Origin of the sequence: Novosphingobium piscinae (assembly GCF_014230355.1) — a bacterium.
In the GTDB taxonomy this organism is placed as follows: domain Bacteria; phylum Pseudomonadota; class Alphaproteobacteria; order Sphingomonadales; family Sphingomonadaceae; genus Novosphingobium; species Novosphingobium piscinae.
Genome location: NZ_JACLAX010000005.1, coordinates 175731 through 197420, shown reverse-complemented (window position 1 = coordinate 197420; position 21690 = coordinate 175731). Strand labels below are relative to the sequence as shown.

The 21690-nt window shown below is 68.6% G+C and carries 20 protein-coding genes; 12 read left to right on the top strand and 8 right to left on the bottom strand.

Annotated features, from left to right (window positions below):
• Nucleotides 1–74 precede the first annotated feature (74 nt).
• The 5 genes from H7F53_RS07270 (at nucleotide 75) to H7F53_RS07250 (ending at nucleotide 7515) form a co-directional block, all read left to right on the top strand.
• Nucleotides 75–1100, top strand: a complete 1026-nt coding sequence (locus H7F53_RS07270) for an aspartate-semialdehyde dehydrogenase (protein WP_185678822.1) — start codon at nucleotides 75–77, stop codon at nucleotides 1098–1100.
• Nucleotides 1101–1886: 786 nt separating this feature from the next.
• On the top strand, nucleotides 1887–2666 hold the full coding sequence (locus H7F53_RS07265) for a sulfite exporter TauE/SafE family protein (RefSeq protein ID WP_246438724.1): 780 nt from the start codon (nucleotides 1887–1889) through the stop codon (nucleotides 2664–2666).
• A gap of 6 nt (nucleotides 2667–2672) precedes the next feature.
• Complete coding sequence (locus tag H7F53_RS07260; RefSeq protein ID WP_343061967.1) at nucleotides 2673–3428, top strand: alpha/beta fold hydrolase; 756 nt, start codon at nucleotides 2673–2675, stop codon at nucleotides 3426–3428.
• An 86-nt stretch (nucleotides 3429–3514) separates the two neighbouring features.
• Nucleotides 3515–5344, top strand: coding sequence for a M2 family metallopeptidase (locus tag H7F53_RS07255; protein WP_185678820.1), 1830 nt, complete (start codon nucleotides 3515–3517; stop codon nucleotides 5342–5344).
• Between the two features lie 722 nt (nucleotides 5345–6066).
• The gene (locus H7F53_RS07250; RefSeq protein ID WP_185678819.1) at nucleotides 6067–7515 is read left to right on the top strand and encodes a globin-coupled sensor protein; all 1449 of its coding nucleotides are present in this window, start codon (nucleotides 6067–6069) and stop codon (nucleotides 7513–7515) included.
• Nucleotides 7516–7544: 29 nt separating this feature from the next.
• Here the strand turns inward: H7F53_RS07250 and H7F53_RS07245 are convergent, their stop codons facing one another.
• The 5 genes from H7F53_RS07245 to rpsF form a co-directional block, all read right to left on the bottom strand.
• Nucleotides 7545–8978, bottom strand: a complete 1434-nt coding sequence (locus H7F53_RS07245; RefSeq protein ID WP_185678818.1) for an AMP nucleosidase — start codon at nucleotides 8976–8978, stop codon at nucleotides 7545–7547.
• A gap of 256 nt (nucleotides 8979–9234) precedes the next feature.
• Nucleotides 9235–9519, bottom strand: a complete 285-nt coding sequence (locus tag H7F53_RS07240; protein WP_185678817.1) for a hypothetical protein — start codon at nucleotides 9517–9519, stop codon at nucleotides 9235–9237.
• 669 nt (nucleotides 9520–10188) lie between these two features.
• Complete coding sequence (gene rplI / locus H7F53_RS07235; protein ID WP_185678816.1) at nucleotides 10189–10791, bottom strand: 50S ribosomal protein L9; 603 nt, start codon at nucleotides 10789–10791, stop codon at nucleotides 10189–10191.
• Between the two features lie 11 nt (nucleotides 10792–10802).
• Nucleotides 10803–11027: a 30S ribosomal protein S18 gene (gene rpsR, locus H7F53_RS07230; RefSeq protein WP_185678815.1), complete on the bottom strand. Its 225-nt coding sequence runs from the start codon at nucleotides 11025–11027 to the stop codon at nucleotides 10803–10805.
• 3 nt (nucleotides 11028–11030) lie between these two features.
• Nucleotides 11031–11393, bottom strand: a complete 363-nt coding sequence (gene rpsF, locus H7F53_RS17630; RefSeq protein WP_185678814.1) for a 30S ribosomal protein S6 — start codon at nucleotides 11391–11393, stop codon at nucleotides 11031–11033.
• 325 nt (nucleotides 11394–11718) lie between these two features.
• Between rpsF and H7F53_RS07220 the strand changes: the two genes are divergently transcribed.
• Nucleotides 11719–12114, top strand: a complete 396-nt coding sequence (locus H7F53_RS07220; RefSeq protein WP_185678813.1) for a PilZ domain-containing protein — start codon at nucleotides 11719–11721, stop codon at nucleotides 12112–12114.
• A 37-nt stretch (nucleotides 12115–12151) separates the two neighbouring features.
• Here the strand turns inward: H7F53_RS07220 and H7F53_RS07215 are convergent, their stop codons facing one another.
• Nucleotides 12152–12553: a PilZ domain-containing protein gene (locus H7F53_RS07215; RefSeq protein WP_185678812.1), complete on the bottom strand. Its 402-nt coding sequence runs from the start codon at nucleotides 12551–12553 to the stop codon at nucleotides 12152–12154.
• Between the two features lie 58 nt (nucleotides 12554–12611).
• Nucleotides 12612–14021: a glutamate ligase domain-containing protein gene (locus tag H7F53_RS07210; protein ID WP_185678811.1), complete on the bottom strand. Its 1410-nt coding sequence runs from the start codon at nucleotides 14019–14021 to the stop codon at nucleotides 12612–12614.
• A gap of 123 nt (nucleotides 14022–14144) precedes the next feature.
• Here H7F53_RS07210 and H7F53_RS07205 point away from each other — a divergent pair, with 123 nt between their 5' ends.
• The 5 genes from H7F53_RS07205 to H7F53_RS07185 all read left to right on the top strand — a co-directional run bounded on the left by H7F53_RS07205 (nucleotide 14145) and on the right by H7F53_RS07185 (nucleotide 18669).
• A complete protein-coding gene (locus tag H7F53_RS07205) occupies nucleotides 14145–14963 on the top strand; it encodes an LD-carboxypeptidase (protein ID WP_185678810.1) in 819 nt (272 codons plus the stop codon).
• 74 nt (nucleotides 14964–15037) lie between these two features.
• The gene (gene fabD / locus H7F53_RS07200) at nucleotides 15038–15976 is read left to right on the top strand and encodes an ACP S-malonyltransferase (RefSeq protein WP_185678809.1); all 939 of its coding nucleotides are present in this window, start codon (nucleotides 15038–15040) and stop codon (nucleotides 15974–15976) included.
• 13 nt (nucleotides 15977–15989) lie between these two features.
• On the top strand, nucleotides 15990–16754 hold the full coding sequence (gene fabG / locus H7F53_RS07195; RefSeq protein ID WP_185678808.1) for a 3-oxoacyl-[acyl-carrier-protein] reductase: 765 nt from the start codon (nucleotides 15990–15992) through the stop codon (nucleotides 16752–16754).
• A 182-nt stretch (nucleotides 16755–16936) separates the two neighbouring features.
• A complete protein-coding gene (dnaN, locus tag H7F53_RS07190; RefSeq protein ID WP_185678807.1) occupies nucleotides 16937–18055 on the top strand; it encodes a DNA polymerase III subunit beta in 1119 nt (372 codons plus the stop codon).
• Nucleotides 18056–18213: 158 nt separating this feature from the next.
• Nucleotides 18214–18669, top strand: a complete 456-nt coding sequence (locus H7F53_RS07185) for a hypothetical protein (RefSeq protein ID WP_185678806.1) — start codon at nucleotides 18214–18216, stop codon at nucleotides 18667–18669.
• A 61-nt stretch (nucleotides 18670–18730) separates the two neighbouring features.
• On the opposite strand, the gene H7F53_RS07180 is transcribed toward H7F53_RS07185, so the two are convergent.
• Nucleotides 18731–18868 carry a hypothetical protein gene (locus tag H7F53_RS07180; protein WP_185678805.1) on the bottom strand — a complete coding sequence of 46 codons (138 nt, stop codon included), beginning with the start codon at nucleotides 18866–18868 and terminating at the stop codon, nucleotides 18731–18733.
• 181 nt (nucleotides 18869–19049) lie between these two features.
• Here H7F53_RS07180 and H7F53_RS07175 point away from each other — a divergent pair, with 181 nt between their 5' ends.
• Nucleotides 19050–21662, top strand: coding sequence for an EAL domain-containing protein (locus H7F53_RS07175; RefSeq protein ID WP_246438658.1), 2613 nt, complete (start codon nucleotides 19050–19052; stop codon nucleotides 21660–21662).
• The last annotated feature ends 28 nt before the right edge of the window (nucleotides 21663–21690 follow it).

Genomic DNA, 21690 nt, shown 5'->3' with positions numbered 1-21690 from the left:
ACCCCCGGCGCATCCGGCATTGACATCCGCGGCTGGCTTCCCCAATCGCCGCCCGATTCCTGCAGGAGCGTGAAATGGGTTACCGGGTAGTGGTCGTGGGCGCGACCGGCAATGTCGGCCGCGAAATGCTGAACATCCTCGCCGAACGGTCGTTTCCGATCGATGAGATCGCGGCGGTCGCCTCGCCGCGGTCGCAGGGTACCGAGATCGAGTTCGGCGATACCGGCCAGATGCTCAAGGTGAAGAACATCGAGCACTTTGACTTCACCGGCTGGGACATGGCCCTGTTCGCCGCGGGTTCGGGCCCGACGCAGATCTATGCCCCCAAGGCCGCGGCGCAGGGCTGCGTGGTGATCGACAACTCGTCGCTCTACCGGATGGACCCTGACGTGCCGCTGATCGTGCCCGAGGTGAACCCGGACGCGATCGACGGCTACACCGCGCGCAACATCATCGCCAACCCCAACTGCTCGACCGCCCAGATGGTCGTGGCGCTCAAGCCCCTGCACGACAAGGCCAAGATCAAGCGCGTCGTCGTGGCAACCTACCAGTCGGTCTCGGGTGCCGGCAAGGAGGGCATGGACGAGCTGTTCGAGCAGAGCCGCGCGATCTTCGTCGGCGACAGCGTCGAGCCGAAGAAGTTCACCAAGCAGATCGCCTTCAACGTGATCCCGCACATCGACGTCTTCCTGGACGATGGTTCGACCAAGGAAGAATGGAAGATGGTGGCCGAAACCAAGAAGATCCTCGATCCCAAGATCAAGGTGACCGCCACCTGCGTGCGCGTGCCGGTCTTCGTCGGGCACTCGGAGGCGATCAACCTCGAGTTCGAGGACGAGCTCAGCGCCGCCGAGGCCCAGGACATCCTGCGCGAGGCCCCGGGGGTCATGCTCGTCGACAAGCGCGAGAACGGGGGATACGTCACCCCGGTCGAGTGCGTCGGCGACTATGCCACCTATGTCAGCCGCGTGCGCGAGGACAGCACGGTCGACAGCGGCCTGTCGCTGTGGTGCGTCTCGGACAACCTGCGCAAGGGCGCCGCGCTGAACGCGGTGCAGATCGCCGAGCTGCTGGGCCGCCGCCACCTCAAGAAGGGGTGATGAACCGGGGGGGGGCCGGGGCAAGCCGGCCTGCCATCCCCCTTCAGCGGGCGCGACGTCGAGAGGCCGTGCGAAGGTGCCTCGACGTCGCTCCACCCGCATGGTCGGCACGGGTGTCCTCCCGTTGCACGGGACGCCAGCCCGCGCGGTCAAGTTCTGCACCAACTGGAACGTCTGTGATCGGCGGGGAGCGGACGTTGAGCTAAAGCGCGCAGAGGCCGTCCCAAAACGCATGTGCACACCCGCAAAATGGCACATCGTTAAAGCTATCGTCGTCCCGGGCTTGACCCGGGACAGGGCTGTTTTCCCCACCCGTCGCCACGCAAGCCCTGCCCCGGCTCAAGGCCGGGGCGACGATCAGGGGGTGGTCGTGTGTTCTGTGCTGAGAGGATCTGGATGTCCGACTTGGGGCGCAACCCGCCGGGCCGAAGTCAGCCCACCCCTCCATCCCGTCATGCCAGCGCAGGCTGGCATCTTCCGCGACGAGGCTGGAGATCCCAGCCTTCGCTGGGATGACGGGTATCGGGCGCAACCAGACCTTCAACCCTGTCCACGCGGACTAGCGGCGGGGCGTTTCGTGCAACCGCGTGCGCCGCGTGGCCGGGCTACCCGTAAACCCGCTTCATCCCCCAGCCTTGTGCCGCGGCTGTGCCCCGGGGCCAAGGCCGGCCCGGTACCGGACCGACAAACTTAAACTTCAACCATGCAAGTAGAGATTGTCTTGCCCGGGATCGGCCTTGCCTTATGGCAGTTGGCGAAGTGCGGCGTCGCGGCCGGGGAGAGGCGTTGGTGGCTGGGTTCGATCTGCTGCATGGGATTGCCGGGCTCTTCGTCGGCTTTCTGGTCGGGCTGACCGGGGTCGGCGGCGGCTCGCTGATGACCCCGATCCTGGTCCTGCTGTTCGGGGTGAGCCCGCATACCGCGGTCGGCACCGACCTGCTCTTCGCGGCCCTGACCAAGTCCGTCGGCACGGCCGCGCATGGCTGGAAGGCCACGGTCGAATGGCGCATCGTGCGGCGCCTGGCGCTGGGCAGCGTGCCCGCCGCGGTCGTCACCCTGCTGGTGCTGAGCCAGCTCGGCCGCCCCGGCAGCCGGGCCGCGGCGGTGATGGTCACCGTGCTCGGGGTGATGCTGGTCCTCACCGCGGTGGCGACCCTGTTCCAGAAGCAGCTCGCGCTGTTCGCCAAGACCCACGAGCGGCTCGACGAGGAGGCCAGCCTGTGGCCGACCATCGCGCTGGGCGCGGCGATCGGCGTGGCGGTGACCGTGTCATCGGTGGGCGCCGGGGCGATCGGGGTCACCGCGCTCCTGATGCTCTACCCGGCGCTGCGCGTCTCGCGCATCGTCGGCAGCGACATCGCCCATGCCGTGCCGCTGACGCTGGTCGCCGGGTTCGGGCACTGGGTCATCGGCGGCGTCGATTTCGTCTTGCTCGGAAACCTGCTGATCGGCTCGATCCCCGGGGTGCTGGTGGGCAGCCTGTTGTCCTCGCGCTCGCCCGACCATATCCTGCGGCCGGCGCTGGCAGCCGTGCTGCTGGTGTCGGGGTTCAAGCTGCTCAGCTGAGGTCACGTGCCGGTCACCACCACCTTTCTCGCCGGTTTCGATGGCGCGCCGCTGGCCGTGCATCGGCTGGGCACCGGCCGTCCGGTGCTGCTGCTGCATGGCCTGTTTTCCAGCGCCGAGGTCAACTGGATCAAGTATGGCACCGCCGAGGCGATCGCGGCGGCGGGGTTCGAGGCGATCATGCCCGATCTGCGCGCACACGGGCAGAGCGCCCATCCGCACGATCCGGCGGCCTATCCGGAGGACGTGCTGGTGCGCGACCTGACCGGGCTGGTCGATCAGCTCGGCCTGGCCGACTATGACTTGTGCGGCTTCTCGCTGGGCGCGCGCACCGCGCTCAAGGGCGTGGCCGAGGCGGGGCTGACTCCGCGCCGGCTGATCCTCTCGGGCATGGGGCTGGCGGGCATCCAGCGCTGGTCGGGCCGGATCGGCTTCTTCCTTGATGCGATCGCCCGGTTCGGCACGATTCCGCGCGGCGATCCGGCCTATTTCGCCCAGGCCTTCATGAAATCGACCGGGACCGATCTGGTCGCCTCGCGGCTGCTGCTGGAATCGTTCCAGGCCGGGCAGGTGAGCGATTTCGCCGCGGTGACCATGCCCACCCTGCTGCTGTGCGGGAGCGAGGACGATGACAACGGCTCGGCCGAGGAGCTGGCCGCGGTCCTGCCCAATGCCACCCACGCGGCGATGCCCGGGACGCACATGACCAGCGTGACCAAGCGCGAGTTCGGCGCGGGGATCGTGGCCTTCCTGACCGGCTGACACCCCGGCTTGCATCGGCGGTCGGGCGAGCTATGGCTTGCGCCATATCGTTGCGACTGAAACCAAAGCCTGAAGGAACCGAACCGATGTCCAAACTCGTCTCGCTCGCGGCGCTGGCCGCGGGGCTCGCCGTGGTGCCGCTTGCCGTAGCTCCCGCCCGGGCCGCCGATGCGCCTGCGGTGACCACCACAGAGGCCGATGCCTTCGTCGCCCGCGCCGAGGCGGCCTATGGCAAGGCGATCGTCGAGCAGGCCCAGGCCGACTGGGTCTACCAGACCTACATCACCCCCGATACCGAGGCCCTGACCGCGCGCGCCGGTGCCGCGGTGACCGGGCTGATGGTCAGCAATGCCGCGACCGCGGCGAAGTTCGCCCCGCTTCCCGGCCTGTCCTATGACACGGCGCGCAAGCTGGCGCGGATGCGCACCGCGATCGTCCTGCCTGCGCCCTCGACCCCCGGGGCAGCCGAGGAAGTGGCCACCCTGCAGGCACGGATGCAGGGCGTCTACGGCAAGGGCCATGGCACGCTGCGCGGCCAGGCGATCAACGGCAGCGATATTGAGGAGGCGATGGGTACCAATCGCAACCCGGCCGAGCTCAAGGAGATGTGGCTGACCTGGCACGACAGTGTCGGCAAGCCGGTCAAGGCCGACTATGTGCGCATGGTCGAACTGGCCAATGCCGGCGCGCGCGAGCTCGGCTACGCCGATACCGGTGCGCTGTGGCGGTCGAACTATGACATGACCCCCGAGCAGTTCACCGCCCTGACCGACAAGCTGTGGGCCGAGGTGCGACCGCTCTACGAGCAGCTTCACTGCTTCACCCGGATGAAGCTCAACGCCAGGTACGGCGATGCGGTCCAGGCCCGGACCGGGCCGATCCGGGCCGACCTGCTCGGCAACATGTGGGCGCAGGAATGGGGCAACATCTACGACCTGGTGGCGCCGCAGGGGGCCGGCGACCTTGGTTTCGATGTGGGCGATCTGCTGCAGGCCAAGGGCTATGACCAGGTCAGGATGGTCAAGGCGGGCGAGGGTTTCTATACCTCGATCGGCCTGCCGCCGCTGCCTGCAACCTTCTGGGAACGGTCGCAGATCACCAAGCCGCGCGACCGCGAGGTGGTGTGCCACGCCTCGGCCTGGGATCTCGACAACAAGGACGACCTGCGCATCAAGATGTGCACCAAGATCAATGGCGACGACTTCGTGACGATCCACCACGAGCTGGGCCACAACTATTACCAGCGCGCCTACAACAAGCAGCCCGCGCTCTACCTCGATGGCGCCAACGATGGCTTCCACGAGGCGATCGGCGACACCATGGCCTTGTCGATCACCCCGGAGTACCTTGTGCAGATCGGCCTGCTCGACCGGGCCCAGGTGCCCAGTGCCGACAAGGATATCGGGCTGCTGCTCAAGCAGGCGATGGACAAGGTGGCCTTCCTGCCGTTCGGCCTGCTGATCGACCGGTGGCGCTGGCAGGTGTTCTCGGGCCAGGTCAAGCCGGCGGACTACAACACGGCCTGGACCGCGATGCGTCGGACCTATCAGGGCATCGTGCCCCCCGGCGAGCGAGCGGCCGACGCCTTCGATCCGGGCGCCAAGTACCACGTCCCGGCGGTGGTCCCCTATACCCGCTACTTCCTGGCCCGGCTGTTGCAGTTCCAGTTCTACGAGGCGGCGTGCAAGCAGGCCGGCTGGACCGGACCGCTGCACCGCTGTTCGTTTTACGGCAACAAGGCCGTGGGCGAGAAGATGAACGCGATGCTGGCGATGGGCGCCTCGAAGCCCTGGCCCGATGCGCTCGAGGCTTTCACCGGCACCCGCGAAATGAGTGGCAAGGCCATGCTGCGCTATTTTGCACCGCTCTCGCAGTGGCTCAAGACCCAGACCAGGGGAGAAACCTGCGGTTGGTAAGTCCACTGCGACTCGGGGAGCGCCGGAACGCGCGGCCTCCCCGAGCCGCCGGGCAGTGGCCGGCCAATCGGCAATCAAGGCAACCTGTTCATTCGGGAAGGCGTTCGAGTCCCGTTAACCATGCTCCAGGGGAACGGCCGTGCGCGCCCGGCGCCGCTGCCGGTGCTGATGCGATAGACTGGACAGTGCTGTCCCGCCCCCGCCGACGGATGGCACCAGACAAAACCGGATGCCGGCGCCTTGCTGGAGCGTCATGAGCTGCGGTTGTCCGAACATCGCAAGATGCGGCCATGGGCCGGGTCTGTGCCCATGGCGGCCATTGTTCTTCTTGCGAATCGATCTTAGCATGGTTTGTTGAGGGGTTGGGTCATTTTGCCAAAATGCTAGATAAATTCATTTTAACACAAGTAATTATCTGAGATGATATCGATTCTCAACTGGACGTATTCAATGAGATCGATGCCAGAGAACAGTGGTCTTGAGTTAATCCGTTCCGGGCATTTGCGCGTGGTTTCGCAAAACCGGCGTTTAGTCGTTTCCTGATCTGTCGGATCTACAGTCAGGCCATCCGAACGTTGGGAACCGGGCGGATGGACAGGGATCGCTTCGCCTCTCTCGCAGGGCTGCGCCGCATGGCTGCGGGGTGGTCCCGCGGGTGCGGGACACGCCGCGGGACACTGTTCGGCCGGGTTCCACCCAGAGCAGATAAGCGGAGCGTGACGATGGATGAACGCACGGGCAGTACCCCCTCGGTTCAGGCCGAGATCGACTTCTTCGGCATCGGCCCGGCCGATTGGGCCCACCTGCCGCGCTTGAGCCAGGTGGTCGAGCGGGCCGGACCGGCGGCGCTCGAGCGGTTCTATGCCAAGGTCATGCAGACGCCCCAGGTCGCCCGGTTCTTCGACAGCCCGCAGCGCATGCAGCATGCCCGCTCGAAGCAGCTCGACCACTGGCGCTACCTGTTCAGCCACCAGACCGACGCCACCTATCTGCACAAGGCCGAGACCATCGGCCTGGTCCATGCGCGGATCGGGCTGGAACCCCGCTGGTACATCGGGGGCTATGCCCGGGTGCTCGAGGACATGATCGGCGACCTGATCGGGCAGGGCATCGTTCCGCTGGCCGGGCGGCGGGCCAAGGGCCCGATCGGCACGCTGATCAAGCTGGCCCTGCTCGACATGACCGTGGCGCTCTCCTCCTATTTCAAGGCCGAGGAGCAGAACCGCCTGCACGTCATCGCGCGGATGCAGTCGGCGCTCTCGGCCTTGGCTGAAGGTGATTTCACGCACCAGCTCAAGGGCCTGCCCGCCGAGTTCGCCCAACTCGAGCAGGATTTCGAGCACATGCGGGCGCGGATCAGCGAAGCGCTGGCCGCGGTAGCGGGCAGTGCCACCGGGATCGACACCGGCTCGGGCGAGATCCGCCAGGCCTCGGACGATCTCGCGCGCCGCACCGAGCAGCAGGCGGCCCGGCTCGAGGAGACCGCGGCCGGGCTCGAGCGGCTGACGCTGGGCGTCAACGAGACCGCCGGCGATGCCAGCCGGGCCCGCGTCGCGGCCGAGACCACCCGGCGCGAGGCCAGCGAGGGCGGCGCAGTGGTGCACGAGGCGGTCGCGGCGATGGACGACATCCAGAGCTCTGCCCAGGAGATCGGCAAGATCGTCGACGTGATCGACGGTATCGCTTTCCAGACCAACCTGCTGGCGCTCAACGCCGGGGTCGAGGCGGCACGGGCCGGCGAGAGCGGCAAGGGCTTCGCCGTGGTCGCCAACGAGGTGCGGGCGCTGGCCCAGCGCTCGGCCCAGGCAGCCAGCGAGATCAAGGCGCTGATCCGCGACAGCTCGTCCGAGGTGGACCGTGGTGCCCTGCTGGTGCGGACCTCGGGCGAGACCTTCGGCAAGATCGCCGCAATGGTCGAGGAGGTCGCGATCACCGTTGCCACGATCGCCGAGACGTCGCAGGGGCAGTCGGCCGAGCTTTCCCAGATCAATGCCGCGATCCGGCAGATGGACAGCATGACCCAGCAGAATGCCGCCATGGTTGAGCAGGCGACCGCCGCGGCCCGCAGCCTCGCCTCCGAGGCAGGACGGCTGAGTGGCCTGGTCGCCCGGTTTCACACGCATCCGGATGACGGCCGACCCGGGCAGGACCCGGTCCGCCGGGCCGCCTAGCCCGTGGCCGGCCGACCCCCGCAGCCGCGTCAGCGGAACGGGGGTTCGTTGAATGCCCGCAGCTTGCGCGAGTGGAGCCGCGCGCCCTCGGCCTTGAGCAGCGCGCAGGCGGTGGTGCCGATCTTGAGGTGGGCGCCGATCGCCTCCTCGTAGAAGCGGTTGGCCTGGCCGGGCAGCTTGATCTCGCCGTGCAGCGGCTTGTCCGAGACGCATAACAGGGTGCCGTAGGGCACGCGGAAGCGATAGCCCTGGGCGGCGATCGTCGCGCTTTCCATGTCGATCCCGACCGCGCGCGACAGCGACAGGCGGCGCGCCGACTGGGTGTAGCGCAGCTCCCAGTTGCGATCGTCGGTGGTCACCACGGTGCCGGTGCGCATGCGCTTCTTGAGATTGGCACCGCTGTCGCCGCTGACCAGTTCGGCCGCATGGGCCAGGGCAACCTGGATCTCGGCGATCGCCGGGACCGGGATCTCCGGCGGCAGCACGTCGTCCAGCACGTGATCGTCGCGCAGGTAGGCGTGGGCCAGCACATAGTCGCCGATCTTCTGCGTATCGCGCAGCCCGCCGCAGTGGCCGATCATCAACCAGGCCTCGGGGCGCAGCACGGCGAGGTGATCGCAGATCGTCTTGGCGTTGGACGGGCCGACCCCGATGTTGACCAGGGTGATCCCGCCGCGGTCCGGCGCGATCAGGTGGTAGGCCGGCATCTGGTGGCGACGCCAGGCGGTGTCCGACATCCGCTCGCGCGCGTTCTCGGTCATGGCGTCGAGGTAGAGCCCGCCGGCCCCGGCCAGCGCGGTAAAGTCCTCGCCTCCCAGCTGCTGGCCGGCCCAGTCCACGAATTCATCGACATAGCGGTGATAGTTGGTGAACAGAATGTAGCGCTGGAAGTGTTCGGGGCTGGTCCCGGTGTAGTGCGCCAGCCGGGCCAGGCTGAAATCGGTGCGCAGCCCGTCGAACAGAGCCAGCGGCATCGGCGCGTCGGGCAGCGACAGGTCAATCCCGTCGGCCAGCTCGTCGCCGATCATCGCCAGCTCGGTCGTCGGGAAGAACCGCGCCAGATCGGCCGGGCTCACCCCGCCGAGGCCCGAGCTGGCGTCGATCACATAGGGGAAGGGAATGTCCTGGGTGGAACGCACCACCTCGATCTCCACCTCGTAATCGGCCATCAGCAGTTCGAGCTGCTCGGTCAGGTAATCCGCGAAGATGGCCGGGCGTGTGATCGTGCAGCCATAGGTGCCGTCCTGGCTCAGCCGTCCGAAGGCGCGGGCCAGATCGGGACGGGTCTCCTGTCCGGCGTAATGCACGCGCAGCTCCGGATAGCACCAGGCATGGCTGCTGCGGCGTTCGGGCGGGGGGAGGGTGCCGTGCTCGACATAGGCGGAGATATCCGCGCGGAGCGTGGCGACGGCCTCGTCGTGGAGGCGGGTCAGTTCGGCGATGATCGTGGCTGGGTTCTGCATGGCGACAGATAACGCGGGTTTGGTGACAAGGCAAATAGCCCCAGGGATGATGGTGCGGCGGCGGCGGGAGCGCCGGGATGCCGGGCGAACATCACGAAGCTCACGCTTGCGCGCGACACGAAGTGAAGTTCGCGGTGGGGGGAATGATCAACACGGGAAAGAGCCGCCCGCAGGGTGACACGGACGGGCCGTGTAGGACAGCGCGCGGGCGGGGGCAGGGGGCTGGGGTAGGGGGCTGGGGGCAGGGGGCGGGGCGCTAATCATCGTGCCATGGCCCTGCGGCGGTGATCCCGGCCAGCTCGCGGACCCGCCTGGGCCGATCGACCTTCTCGCCGTGCTCCTCCTGCAAGGCCAGCGGCAGCCCGGAGAGCCAGGCGATCGCCGGATCGGTGGCGCTGTTGGTGGCCCAATCCGCATCGGCGTCGAATTCGGTGACGATCACCCGGGAATGTGCGGGCAGGACCTTCAGGACGAGGTCGCGAACGGCGCTGGCAGGACCCAGCATGTTGGCCACGGCCCAAACCGAGTCCGCAAACTGCACGGCACCCCAGGCCGTCATGAGTTCGCGCAAGGCACTTGGGGGGCGCGACCAACTGGTCCCGCACGTAATCAAGTAACACGACATAACGCACGCCTTTCTCAAGGCGCGAAGGGCGCTGCACGCGCTATGGTTGACCCATTCTTGTTCTCAATTGGCGCATGACCCGCCGACCTCGCGACCCGGATGCACTATAGCATCATCAGAACCCGGTCTGGTCTGATGACGGCAGCTTACACCCGTTGACATGTAAAGTCGAACGATCAATTTAAGCGTCAACTTTTGCGGACAGCCGGCGGTCTGACACTATAGGTCAGGTCATCCCGATCATCTGTCGGAACCCCGCCTTGCCGACAGTCGGCGTATAAGTATAAACACTTATTTCTGGTCTATCCGACTTCGGCGCCGCCCGCGCCAGGTTCAGGCAGGAGCCCCCGCCATCCGGCGCTGCGCAGCAACGGGCTGGATCCGGTTGTCCGCCTGGGGCAGTGAGTGGACATGTCCCCCTCCTCCGCGTGCCGGGGAGAACGCCTGCGTCGGTAACCCGCTGCAAACCGGCCCTCGATCTCGGTCACGCGCCGGGGGCGCTGGCGCCCTTCGCGGCCCCCTGAAGCAAAAAGCCCCCGTCCCGGGGGACGAGGGCTCTTGCAGGTCCGGCAAGCCGGCAGCCGATCAGGCTTCGGCGGCGCCCTCGGCGGGCTCGTCGAGCAGGTCGGCCGGGATCTCGCCGGGTTCGGCGTTCGGATCGTAGGCCTCGGTGAAGCCCGCGGTCTCGGTCTCGAACATGGCGTCGATCACGTTGACGCCCTGGGCCTGCAGTTCGGCCTCGTCGGGCGAACGGGCGACGTTCACCTTGACGCCTACGGCCACTTCAGGGTGCAGCGCGACGCGCACGTCGAACACGCCGATCGTCTTGATCGGGCGCTCGAGCACGATCATCGCCTTCGACACCTTGGCGCCATCGGCGTTGAGGGCATCGACGATATCGCGGACCGACACCGAGCCATAGAGCTGGCCGGCGTTCGAGGCGGCGCGGATCAGGACGACCTGCTTGCCTTCGACGTCCTTCGAGTGGACCTCGGCCTCGGCGCGGCGGGCCGCGTTGTCAGCTTCGATCTTGGCGCGGTTGGCCTCGAAGACCTTGCGGTTGGCTTCGTTGGCGCGCAGCGCCTTCTTGTTCGGGAGCAGGAAGTTGCGGGCATAGCCATCCTTGACGTTGACCACGTCGCCGATGGAGCCGAGCTTCTCGATGCGCTCGAGGAGGATGATTTCCATGGGTCTGCCCCTTACTTCACGAGGTAGGGCAGCAGGCCGAGGTGCCGGGCGCGCTTGATCGCCTGGCTCAGCTCACGCTGCTTCTTCGCCGAGACGGCGGTGATGCGGCTGGGGACGATCTTGCCCCGCTCGGACATGAAGCCCTGCAGCAGGCGGATGTCCTTGTAGTCGATCTTCGGCGCGTTCTTGCCCGAGAACGGGCACGACTTGCGGCGACGGAAAAACGGACGAGCCATGGATCAAGCCTCCTCGCGTTCGCGGCGACGGGTGCGCTCGCGATCGTTCTTGCGCATCTGGACGGACGGGCCGGCCTCGTGCTCGTCGACGCGGACCGACATGTAGCGGATCACGTCTTCATTGATCTGGGTCTGGCGCTCCAGCTCGGCGATCACGCCGCCGGGCGCGTCGATGTTGAGCAGGACGAAGTGCGCCTTGCGGTTGCGCTTGATCTTGTAGGCGAGGCTCTTGAGGCCCCAGGTCTCGGTCTTGGTGACCTTGCCGCCATTGGTTTCGACGATCTCCGTCGCGGTGGCGGCGAGCGCGTCGACCTGCGACTGGCTCAGATCCTGGCGCGCCAGGAACACGTGCTCATAAAGCGGCACGGCAGCTTCCTTATTCCTTCGGGCGGTCCGGATCCACGCGCCGCCATGGGCGCGGGGGTGGTGCCGTCCGATAACCGATCGCTGGCTGATCCGCGGGATTGCGGGGCCCCTCCGGCTTTCTTCGCGTCCCGCACCGGCAGAATCGCCGCCGCGGAAGCTGCGCCGCATAGCGCAAAGCGCGGGGATTGCAAGCGCCGTGGGCAGCGCGGCGCAGGGTTAACCGCGGCTCGCCGCCTGCGGTTAACCCGGGGTCAGGAGCGCGCTTGGGCTTTCTTCATACAATCCCTTAAGGGGGTGATTGTAAAAGGGGGGCTAATCTTTGAGGATGTCTGGTTCCTCGCCCTCCGCGCCCGACCCGGGTCCGACCGGCCGCCGCCGCGAGGCGCGGCTGCGGCTGCGGCTGGAGGTGCAGATGATCACGCTGGACGGCACGGCGCGGATGGTGATGGCCGACCTGTCGCGGCGCGGCGCCCGCATTACCGGCCTTTTGCCCACGCTGCGGCGGGGCCAGCAGGCCATCATCCAGTGGAACCGCTTCGAGGCGTTCGGCGCGGTGGTGTGGTGCCAGGGCAACCAATGCGGGCTCGAGTTCGACGAACCGCTGAGCCAGCGGGTGCTGCTGGCCACGCGCCAGCTGTACGACCGCACGCCGCTCTCCTCGGAGCGCGAGCTGACCCGCACCACGGCGCGGGCCTTCGTTCAGGGCAAGGTCAGGCTCTGACGGCTGCCCGGCGCGGGGCAGGTCGGGGACGGGGCGATCAGGCCGCGCGCGGCAGCGGCGGCCGTAGCGCAGGGCCAAACGGCCCACCACCCAAGGGATCGCCACCGGTGGCGAAATTGCGCACCAGCTCGGTGAATGCCTGTGCAGGTACGGCGCTGGCGAAGGCCAGCCCGGCGCTCGACCCTTCGACCCAGGCGATCTCGGCATCGATCGCCCGCACCTCGGGCAGCAGCACGGTCAGCCAGTCACCCGGACGCAGCCCGTTGACCCCTTCGATCCGCGCCCCGTAGCGCGTCAGGTCCTTGACCAGAGCCGTGGCGCGATGGCCGCGCCAGGCATAGCGGACCAGCATGTCGCAGGCGACGCGTTCGGCCCGGCGGTTGATGAAGCTGGCCGCGCCGCTGGGCGGGACCGCATCGGGGGCGCTATCAAGGTACATCGCGTCAGTCTCCGCGGCCGATTAACCACCCCCGGTAAGACGGTGCGGCGCGCGGAAATTAAAGCCGGGACAGCAGATCGCGCGCGAACAGACTGAGCGTATCGTCGCGTGCGCCCATGATCACCACGCGGTCGCCCGGCCGGGCCAGCGCGGCGATGGCTTCGGCGCAGTCGGCGCGTGCGGGAATGTACACGGCCGCGCCGCCGGCGGCGTTAACCAGTTCCGCTAGCTGCGCGCTCCCCATGCTGCGGTCGACCGTGCCGCCGAAGTAGACCGGATCGCACAGGATCACCCGATCGTCCGCGCCGAGCCGGGTGGCCAGCACCGTGGCCAATTCGGCCCCCATCTGGCGCAGCGGGCCGTAGCCGTGCGGCTGGAAGAAGGCGATCACCCGGCCGGGGTGGGCCTTGAGCGTGGCCAGCGTGGCGCCGACCTTGTCGGGATTGTGGCCGAAATCGTCGATCACGGTGATCCCCGCGGCCGTGGTGCCGACGATATCGAACCGGCGGGCCAGCCCGGCGAAGCGGCCCAGCGCGGCGACCGCATCCGTCAGCGCGACCCCGGCGGCGCTGGTCGCGGCGAGCGCGGCCAGGGCATTGGCGAGGTTGTGCCGTCCGGGCACCTGCAGGTGCAGCGCGTGCCGGCTGCCGTCGCGGCGGTCGACCAGCTCGGCGCTGAGCCCCGCCGGCGCCTCGGTGAAGCCGGTCACGCCGAGCTGGGCGGCCGGACTGTCGATGCCGAAGGTGACCGCCTGCCCGGCGCGGTGGGCGAGGGCGGCGGTCTCGGGATCGTCGAGGTTGAGCGCCGCGGTCCCGGCCCGGGCGAGGAAATCGCCGAACAGGGCGCGCAGCTCGTCGAGGCTCTTGTGATCGAGGCTGACATTGCCGAGCACGGCGATACCGGGCCGGTACAGCGCGATCGAGCCGTCGCTTTCGTCGACCTCGGACACGAACAGCCCGCCGCCGCCGACGCGCGCCGAGGCAAAGGGCGCATCGGGCGCCACGAAGTTCTTCATCACCGCGCCGTTCATGATCGTCGGGTCGCGCCCGGCCTCGGCCAGGATCCAGCCGATCATCCCAGTCACGGTCGACTTGCCGCTGGTGCCGCCCACCGCGATGCCGAGCGGCGCGGCGTTGAACAGGCGGGCGAGCAGCTCGGCGCGGCTGAGCCGCACGCAGCCCAGTTCGCGGGCGCGGACCACCTCGGGCACGCTGTCCTCCACCGCGGCCGAGGCGACCAGCCTCTGCGCGGCCGAGGTGATCCCGCTGCCGTCCTGCGGGAACAGGGTGAACCCCAGACTTTCCAGCCAGGCGAACTTGTCTGGCGTGCGGCCCTGGTCGCGGCTGCGGTCCGATCCCGCCACCTCGGCGCCCAGCCCGCGCAGGATCAGCGCCAGCGGGAGCATGCCCGATCCGCCGATGCCGCAGAAGAACCAGGGATGGGCGGTCAGATCGTCGGCCAGGGTCATGCTGCATGCGGTATGCGGGCAGGCCGGGCGAGGCAACCGGGTTCGCGCGGCGGCGCCTCAGCGGTCCACAGGATCGCACGGCGCAGGGTAGGAACCGGGCCGGCGAGGTGATAGGCCGCAGCGATGCCGGTCCGCGTCGCCATCTGCGCCCCCGCCACCCCCATCACCCGCGAGGATGCCGCGCGGGTCCAGGCCCTGGCGGCCGACTATCCAGGCGTGGCGCTGGAGTTTCACGACCAGTGCTATGCGGTCGCCGGGCACTTTGCCGGGCCGGACGAGCAGCGCCTGGCCGCCTTCGTCGAGTGCGCCAACGATCCCGGCTTCGACGCGGTATGGTTCGCGCGCGGCGGCTATGGCTCGAACCGGATCGCCTCGGCGGCGCTCGCGCGTCTGGGGCCGGCAGCCGGGCGCAAGACCTTCCTTGGCTATTCCGACTGTGGCTACCTGCTGGGCGGGCTCTACCGCGCCGGAATCGGCCGGCCGGTCCATGCCCCGATGCCGATGGACCTGCGCCGCGCGGGGGGCGAAGAGGCCGTGCGCCGGGTGCTCGCCTGGCTGGGCGGCGACCGCTCGGGCGAGGAGCCCTCGCTGGACGGCCGCCACCCCGTGGTGGCCTTCAACCTCACCACGCTGGCCATGCTCTGCGGCACGCCGCTGATGCCGGGGCTGGCCGGGCATGTCGTGATGGTGGAGGAGGTCTCCGAGTATCTTTACGCGGTCGACCGGCTGTTCTTCCACGCCTCCGCCCACCTCGGCGGGATCGCCGGACTGCGGCTGGGGCGGGTCTCGGACGTGCCCGAGAACGACCGGCCGTTCGGCGCCGGGCCCGAGGAGATCGCGCGGTTCTGGTGCGAGCGGCACGGCCTGCCTTATCTGGGCCGGGCCGATATCGGGCACGATGCCGCCAACCGGATCGTGCCGTTCGGGCTTGCGGGAAACTAGGCATCGCCCGTAAGGGCGCCCGCAATCTTCCCTCCCGCTTGCGGGAGGGCAAAAGCGGATAAGGAGTCTGATCGATGCGCGCGTTCGTGTTCCCGGGGCAGGGCAGCCAGAAGGTCGGCATGGGGATGGAACTGGCCGCGGCCAGCGCCGTGGCCCGCGAGGTGTTCGAGGAGGTCGACGACGCGCTGGGCCAGAAGCTGTTCCAGATCATGCGCGAGGGGCCGGAGGAGGCCCTGACCCTGACCGAGAACGCCCAGCCGGCGATCATGGCCCATGCCATCGCCGTGCTGCGCGTGCTCGAAAAGGAGGGCGGGATCGCCCTGGCCGACAAGGCCGACTACGTCGCCGGCCACTCGCTGGGCGAATACACCGCACTATGCGCCGCCGGGGCCTTCAGCCTGGCCGATACGGCGCGGCTGCTCAAGCTGCGCGGGCAGGCGATGCAGGCCGCGGTGCCGGTGGGCATGGGGGCCATGGCCGCGCTGCTGGGGGCGGATATCGACAAGGCGACCGCGCTGGCCGAGGCCGCGGCCGAGGGGCAGGTCTGCACTGTCGCCAATGACAACGATCCGACCCAGGTGGTGATCTCGGGTCACCGCGAGGCGATCGAACGGGCGATTGCCCTGGTCAAGGACCACGGGATCAAGCGCGGCGTGCTGCTCCCGGTCTCGGCCCCGTTCCACTGCCCGCTGATGCAGCCCGCCGCCGATGCCATGGCCGAGGCGCTGGCGCGCACGCCGCCGGGCACGCTGCGGCTGCCGGTGCTCGCCAATGTCACCGCGGCCCCGGCCAGCGACCCCGCCGAGGTCCAGCGCCTGCTGGTCGAACAGGTCACCGGCCGCGTGCGCTGGCGCGAAAGCGCGATCGCGCTGCGCGATCTGGGGGCGGAGAGCTTCGTCGAACTGGGCGGCAAGGTGCTCGGCCCGATGATCACCCGCAGCGCCGGCCCCGAGGTGGCGGTGACCAGCGTGGTGACGATGGCCGATATCGAGGAACTGGCGAAGAGCCTCTAAGGGAGTTTTGGCAATGTTCGATCTTCACGGCATGACCGCCCTCGTCACCGGCGCCTCCGGGGGCATTGGTTCGTCCATCGCGCGCGCGCTGGCGGCGCAGGGGGCGCGGTTGGCGATTTCCGGATCGAACCAGGCGAAGCTGCGCGCCTTTCGCGACGAGCTGGACGAGCATACCCCGCAGCATCTGCAGGAGGTCGATCATGTCGCGATCGGCTGCGACCTGTCCGATGCCGAGCAGGTCGAGAAGCTGGTTCCGGCAGCGCTGGAATCGCTCGGCAAGATCGACATCCTGGTCAACAACGCCGGGATCACCCGCGACAACCTGGCGATGCGGATGAAGGACGAGGAATGGGATGCGGTGATCCGCGTCAACCTCGAGGCGGCTTTCCGGCTGATGCGCGCGGTGACCAAGCCGATGATGAAGGCCCGCTTCGGCCGGATCATCACGATCACCTCAGTGGTCGGCACCACCGGCAACCCGGGCCAGGTCAACTATGCCGCGGCGAAGGGTGGCCTGGTCGCCCTGTCGAAGAGCCTCGCGCAGGAGCTGGCGACCCGCAACATCACGGTCAACTGCGTGGCGCCGGGGTTCATCCGTACGGCCATGACCGAGGTCCTTCCCGATGCCCAGAAGGAGGCGCTCAACGCCCGCATTCCGATGGGCCGGATGGGCGAGGGCGAGGACATCGCCGCTGCCGTGGCCTATCTCGCCTCGAAGGAGGCCGGCTACGTCACCGGGCAGACGCTGCACGTCAACGGCGGCATGGCCATGCTGTGATCGCCGCGCGGCGCCGCCCGCTCCTGCGGGGGGCGCCACACGGCCATTTATCCCCAGTTCCCGCGCCTTGCCCCGGCTTGGCGCTTGCCGCGCGGGGCCGCTGCGTTAAGACAGGTGGTCCGAAATCTTGACGGAAAGGGCCGATTCCGGATCCGGCTCGCCAAGGGGGACATGAGAGCGACATGAAGGCTACCATCGAACGCGCGACGCTGCTCAAGTGTCTGTCGCACGTCCAGTCCGTCGTCGAACGCCGCAACACCATCCCGATTCTCTCCAACGTGCTGATCGAGGCATCGGGCGCGGGGGCGGTGAAGGTCATGGCCACCGATCTCGACCTCCAGGTGGTCGAGACCATGAGCGCGGTCGCGGTGGACACCCCGGGGGCGATCACCGTGTCGGCCCACCTGCTGTTCGATATCGCGCGCAAGCTGCCCGACGGTTCGCAAGTCAGCCTCGAGACCGCCGACAACCGCATGGCGGTGAAGGCCGGGCGCAGCCGCTTCTCGCTGCCGACCCTGCCGCGCGATGATTTCCCGGTGATCGTCGAGGGCGACCTGCCGACCAGCTTCGAGATTCCGGCGCGCACCCTGGCGGAACTGATCGATCGTACCCGCTTCGCGATCTCGACCGAGGAAACCCGCTATTATCTCAACGGGATCTTCCTCCACGTCGCCGAGGACGAGCTCAAGGCCGCAGCGACCGACGGGCACCGCCTGGCCCGCTTCACCCTGCCGCGCCCCGATGGCGCCGAGGGCATGCCCGACGTGATCGTTCCGCGCAAATGCGTGGCCGAACTGCGCAAGCTGCTGGAAGAGGCACTGGATACCAACGTGCTGGTCGATCTCTCGGCCTCAAAGGTGCGCTTCACGCTTGGCGGCGAGAACGGCGTGGTCCTGACCAGCAAGCTGATCGACGGCACCTTCCCCGATTACAACCGCGTGATCCCGACCGGTAACGACAAGCTGTTGCGGCTTGACCCGCGCAGCTTCTACGAAGGCGTCGACCGCGTCGCGACGATCGCGACGGAGAAGACCCGCGCGGTCAAGATCGCGCTCGACAACGATCGCGTGACGCTCTCGGTGACCTCGCCCGACAATGGCACGGCGGCCGAGGAACTGCCCGCCGACTACAAGGCGAGCGGGCTGGAGATCGGCTTCAACGCCAATTATCTCAAGGATATCCTCAGCCAGATCGATGGCGATACGGTTGAAATGCACCTGGCCGATGCCGGGGCGCCCACGCTGATCCGCCAGGGCGAGAAGTCGCCCGCGCTCTATGTGCTGATGCCGATGCGGGTCTGATCGGCCGCGGCCGATCGCCGCCTGCCACCGCTCCGGGCTGTTCATCTTTCCGCAAGGTTCGATGAACGGCCTTTTTGCCGGGACAAGGCGTGGCGGGGGCGGGCTCGGATCGCCGGTTCTGCCGTTGGTGGGGACAGACCCCATCACGGAGACTTCCCATGCGCTATTCCGTTCTCGTTTCGCTGGCCGCCCTGGCCGGTGGCATCGCCGTTCCGACCGCGGCCCAGATGGCCGGCGGCCCGCTCGGCGGGGCTGCTGGCACGACGTTGGGCCAAACCACACCGGGCCAGACCACACCGGGCCAGACCACCCCGGGCCAGACCACCGGCGCGGTCACCAGCACGGCCGCAGAGGCAGCCACCGCGGCCACGCCCGAGCGGATCGACCGCACAGTTGATCCCGCGGCCGCGCGCGCCGCCCAGTCAGCCGAGCCCACCCGCACCCGGGTGCAGGCGACGGAGCAGGCCGCCGCGGCGACGGCCATGGGCGCCTCGGCCGAGACCAGCACCACGGCCGTCCCCGCAGCCGGCAGGCCGACGGCAGCCGCCGGTACCACGGCCACCGGAAGGGCGAGCGGCGGGGCCGGCGTGGCCGCCACTCCGGCGCGGCCCTGATCGCAGCCGAGACCCCTGCCAGAGCCGGACGCCCGTCCTGGCCCCGGCAGGGGCCGCCTACTCAGGGCCGCGCGGCGTTGAGCATGGCCGCCTGCCGGTCGAACAGGGCGATCCGCACGGCATAGCGGCACTGCCTCAGCGCGGCTTCGGCGGTGCAGGAGCCGGCGGGGCCCAAGCCGATGCCGGCGCTGTGGCGCAAGCAGGGGTCTCCCAGATCGCCGCCGTTAAGGCAGGCAACCGGCAGACCCGGCCTCAGCGCAAGCGAATTTATCCCGTTTCCGGTTCCCGCACTTAACCCTTTTGCAAGCGCCACCGGCACAGATGGGCGCATGAGGCGCCAGCGGTCCAAGTCCCCCTCCCAGTCGTCCGAGACGCGTCCTTTGCCCGGGCGTCCGCTGGGGGCCGGCTCGCGCAACCGCGCGGCCACGGCGCGGGTCCGCGCGCCGCGCTTCATCGCCCGCTATGCCATTCCCACCGAGTGGTGGGCGATGGCCCCGGCCATGTTGGCCGCCGTGCTGATCCACGGCTGGGCCTCGCGCACCTTGCCGCCCTTGTTCAGCGGAATCAGCGCCATTGTCGCCGCGCTGATCGCCATGACCGCCCCGGTGGTCAGCCGGCTGGAGCGCGCCCGCGGCTGGCGTTCGCCCGGACGCTGGACCGCGATCGGGCTGGTCGTGGTCACCCCGATGTTCCTGTTCGGGCTGTCGATCTCGTGGTGGATCGCGCACCAGCCGGTCCAGGGCTGGAACACCGGCCCGGCCGCGCTGGTGATGACCGGCACGCTGGTGGCGATCTTCTGCTCGGGCCGCCTGCCCACCCTGGTCAGCGCCCTGCTAGCTTTGTGGTTCGCCCATGCCGTGGTGACATTGGAGCCGGCGACCATGCTGGCGCTGGTGATCGGCGCGGGCGCGGGGGTCTATATCTCGATGCGCCAGCTCGAGTTCAACCGGCAGGCCCAAGCCAAGCAGGAGCAGGTTGAGCGCGCGCAGCAGCGCGCCGAGCTGATTCTCTCGGACTATGAACTGACCCGCCAGGGCTGGTTCTGGGAGACCGACCGGCGCGGCCTGATCACCTATGTCTCGCCCACCATCGGCGAGATCGTCGGGCGGCCGGGGACCGAACTGCTCGGACGTCCGTTCACCGAGCTGTTCACCCACGACAACCACGACGGCGAGAGCCAGCGCACGCTGCAGTTCCACCTCAACGCGCGCTCCTCGTTCCAGGACCTGCGGCTGCGCGCCGCCACTCCGCCCGACGATGAGCGCTGGTGGTCGGTCAACGGCCTGCCGGTCTATGACGATTTCGACAACTTCCAGGGGTTCCGCGGGTCGGGCAGCGACCTGACTGAACGCAAGCGTTCGGAGGAGCAGGCCAGCCGCCTGGCCCATTACGATTCGCTGACCGGGCTGGCCAACCGGCTGCAGATGTCGAAATCGCTCGAGAAGATCCTCAATGCCCGCGCCGCCGAGCACCGCGCCTGCGCGGTGCTGCTGCTCGATCTCGACCGGTTCAAGCAGGTCAACGATACGCTGGGCCATCCCGCGGGTGACGCGCTGCTCAAGCAGGTGGCCCACCGGCTCGAGCGCGTGGTCGAAACGCGCGGCCGGGTCGGGCGGCTCGGCGGCGACGAGTTCCAGGTGCTGGTCCCCGGCCACACCCCGCGCGACAAGCTCGCCGCCCTGGCCGAGCGGATCATCCACGCCTTGTCCGAACCCTACAGCATCGACGGCCACCGCGTGATGATCGGCGCTTCGGTGGGGATCGCCATGGCCCCCGAGGACGGCGTGACCTCCGAGGCGATCATCCGCAATGCCGACCTCGCGCTCTACGCTGCCAAGGACGGCGGCCGCGGGCGGCATCACTTCTATGCCGCCGATCTTCATTCCGATGCCGAGGAGCGCCGCCAGCTCGAGCAGGACCTGCGCGACGCGCTGGCGACCGGCGGGCTCCAGCTGTTCTACCAGCCGATCGTGCACACCGCCTCGGAAACGGTCGCCGGGTTCGAGGCCTTGCTGCGCTGGCAGCATCCGACGCGGGGCTGGCTGAGCCCGGCCAAGTTCGTGCCGATCGCCGAGGATGCCGGGATCATCGCCCAGATCGGCGAATGGGCGCTGCGCACTGCCTGCCATGACCTGGCGAGCTGGCCGGCGAGCGTGCGCGTGGCGGTCAACGTCTCGCCGCTGCAGTTCGCCAACCCGGCGCTGCCCGCGATCATCACCAGCGCCATCGCCGCCGCTGGCGTCTCGCCCGACCAGCTCGAACTCGAGATCACCGAAAGCGTGTTCCTCAATGACGACGAGGGCACCGACGCGATGTTCGTCGCGCTCAAGCGGCTGGGCGTGCGGCTGGCGCTGGACGATTTCGGCACCGGCTACTCCTCGCTCGGCTATCTCCAGAAGGCGCCGTTCAACAAGATCAAGATCGACCAGTCCTTCGTGCGCGGGGCCACCGCCAAGGGCAGCGCGAATGCCGCGATCATCGCCTCGATCGTGCGCCTCGCCGAGGCGCTCGGGATGGAGACCACGGCCGAGGGGGTCGAGACGCTCGACGAACTCGACCTGGTCCGCGGGCTCGGCTGCAGCCACGTCCAGGGCTATATCTACGACAAGCCGCTGACCGCCCCCGAGGCGCGCGAGCGGGTTTCGGCTGGGGTCAAGATCACCGCCGACGGACCGCGCTCGACGCGCTCGGTGCGCAAGACCGTGCTGCGCCGCGTGATGATCGAGCACGACGGCCACAGCTACGAGGCGACGGTGCGCAACATGTCGGAAACCGGCGCGCTGGTGGAAGGGCTGTGGAACGTTCCCGAAGGCACGCTGTTCACTGTCCGCCTTGGCGAGCGCCAGTCCGTCCGGGCGATCGCGCGGTGGTGCGAGGATGACCGCGTGGGCATGGAATTCCTCACCGTGGTCAAGCTCGACGAGGCCGCGCCACGCCCGGCCGCCACCCCGCTGCCGGGTGCCGCGCGGGGCTCCGCACAGCGGTTTGGCTGACCTGTCGCGCATCATCCCTTAGCCGATT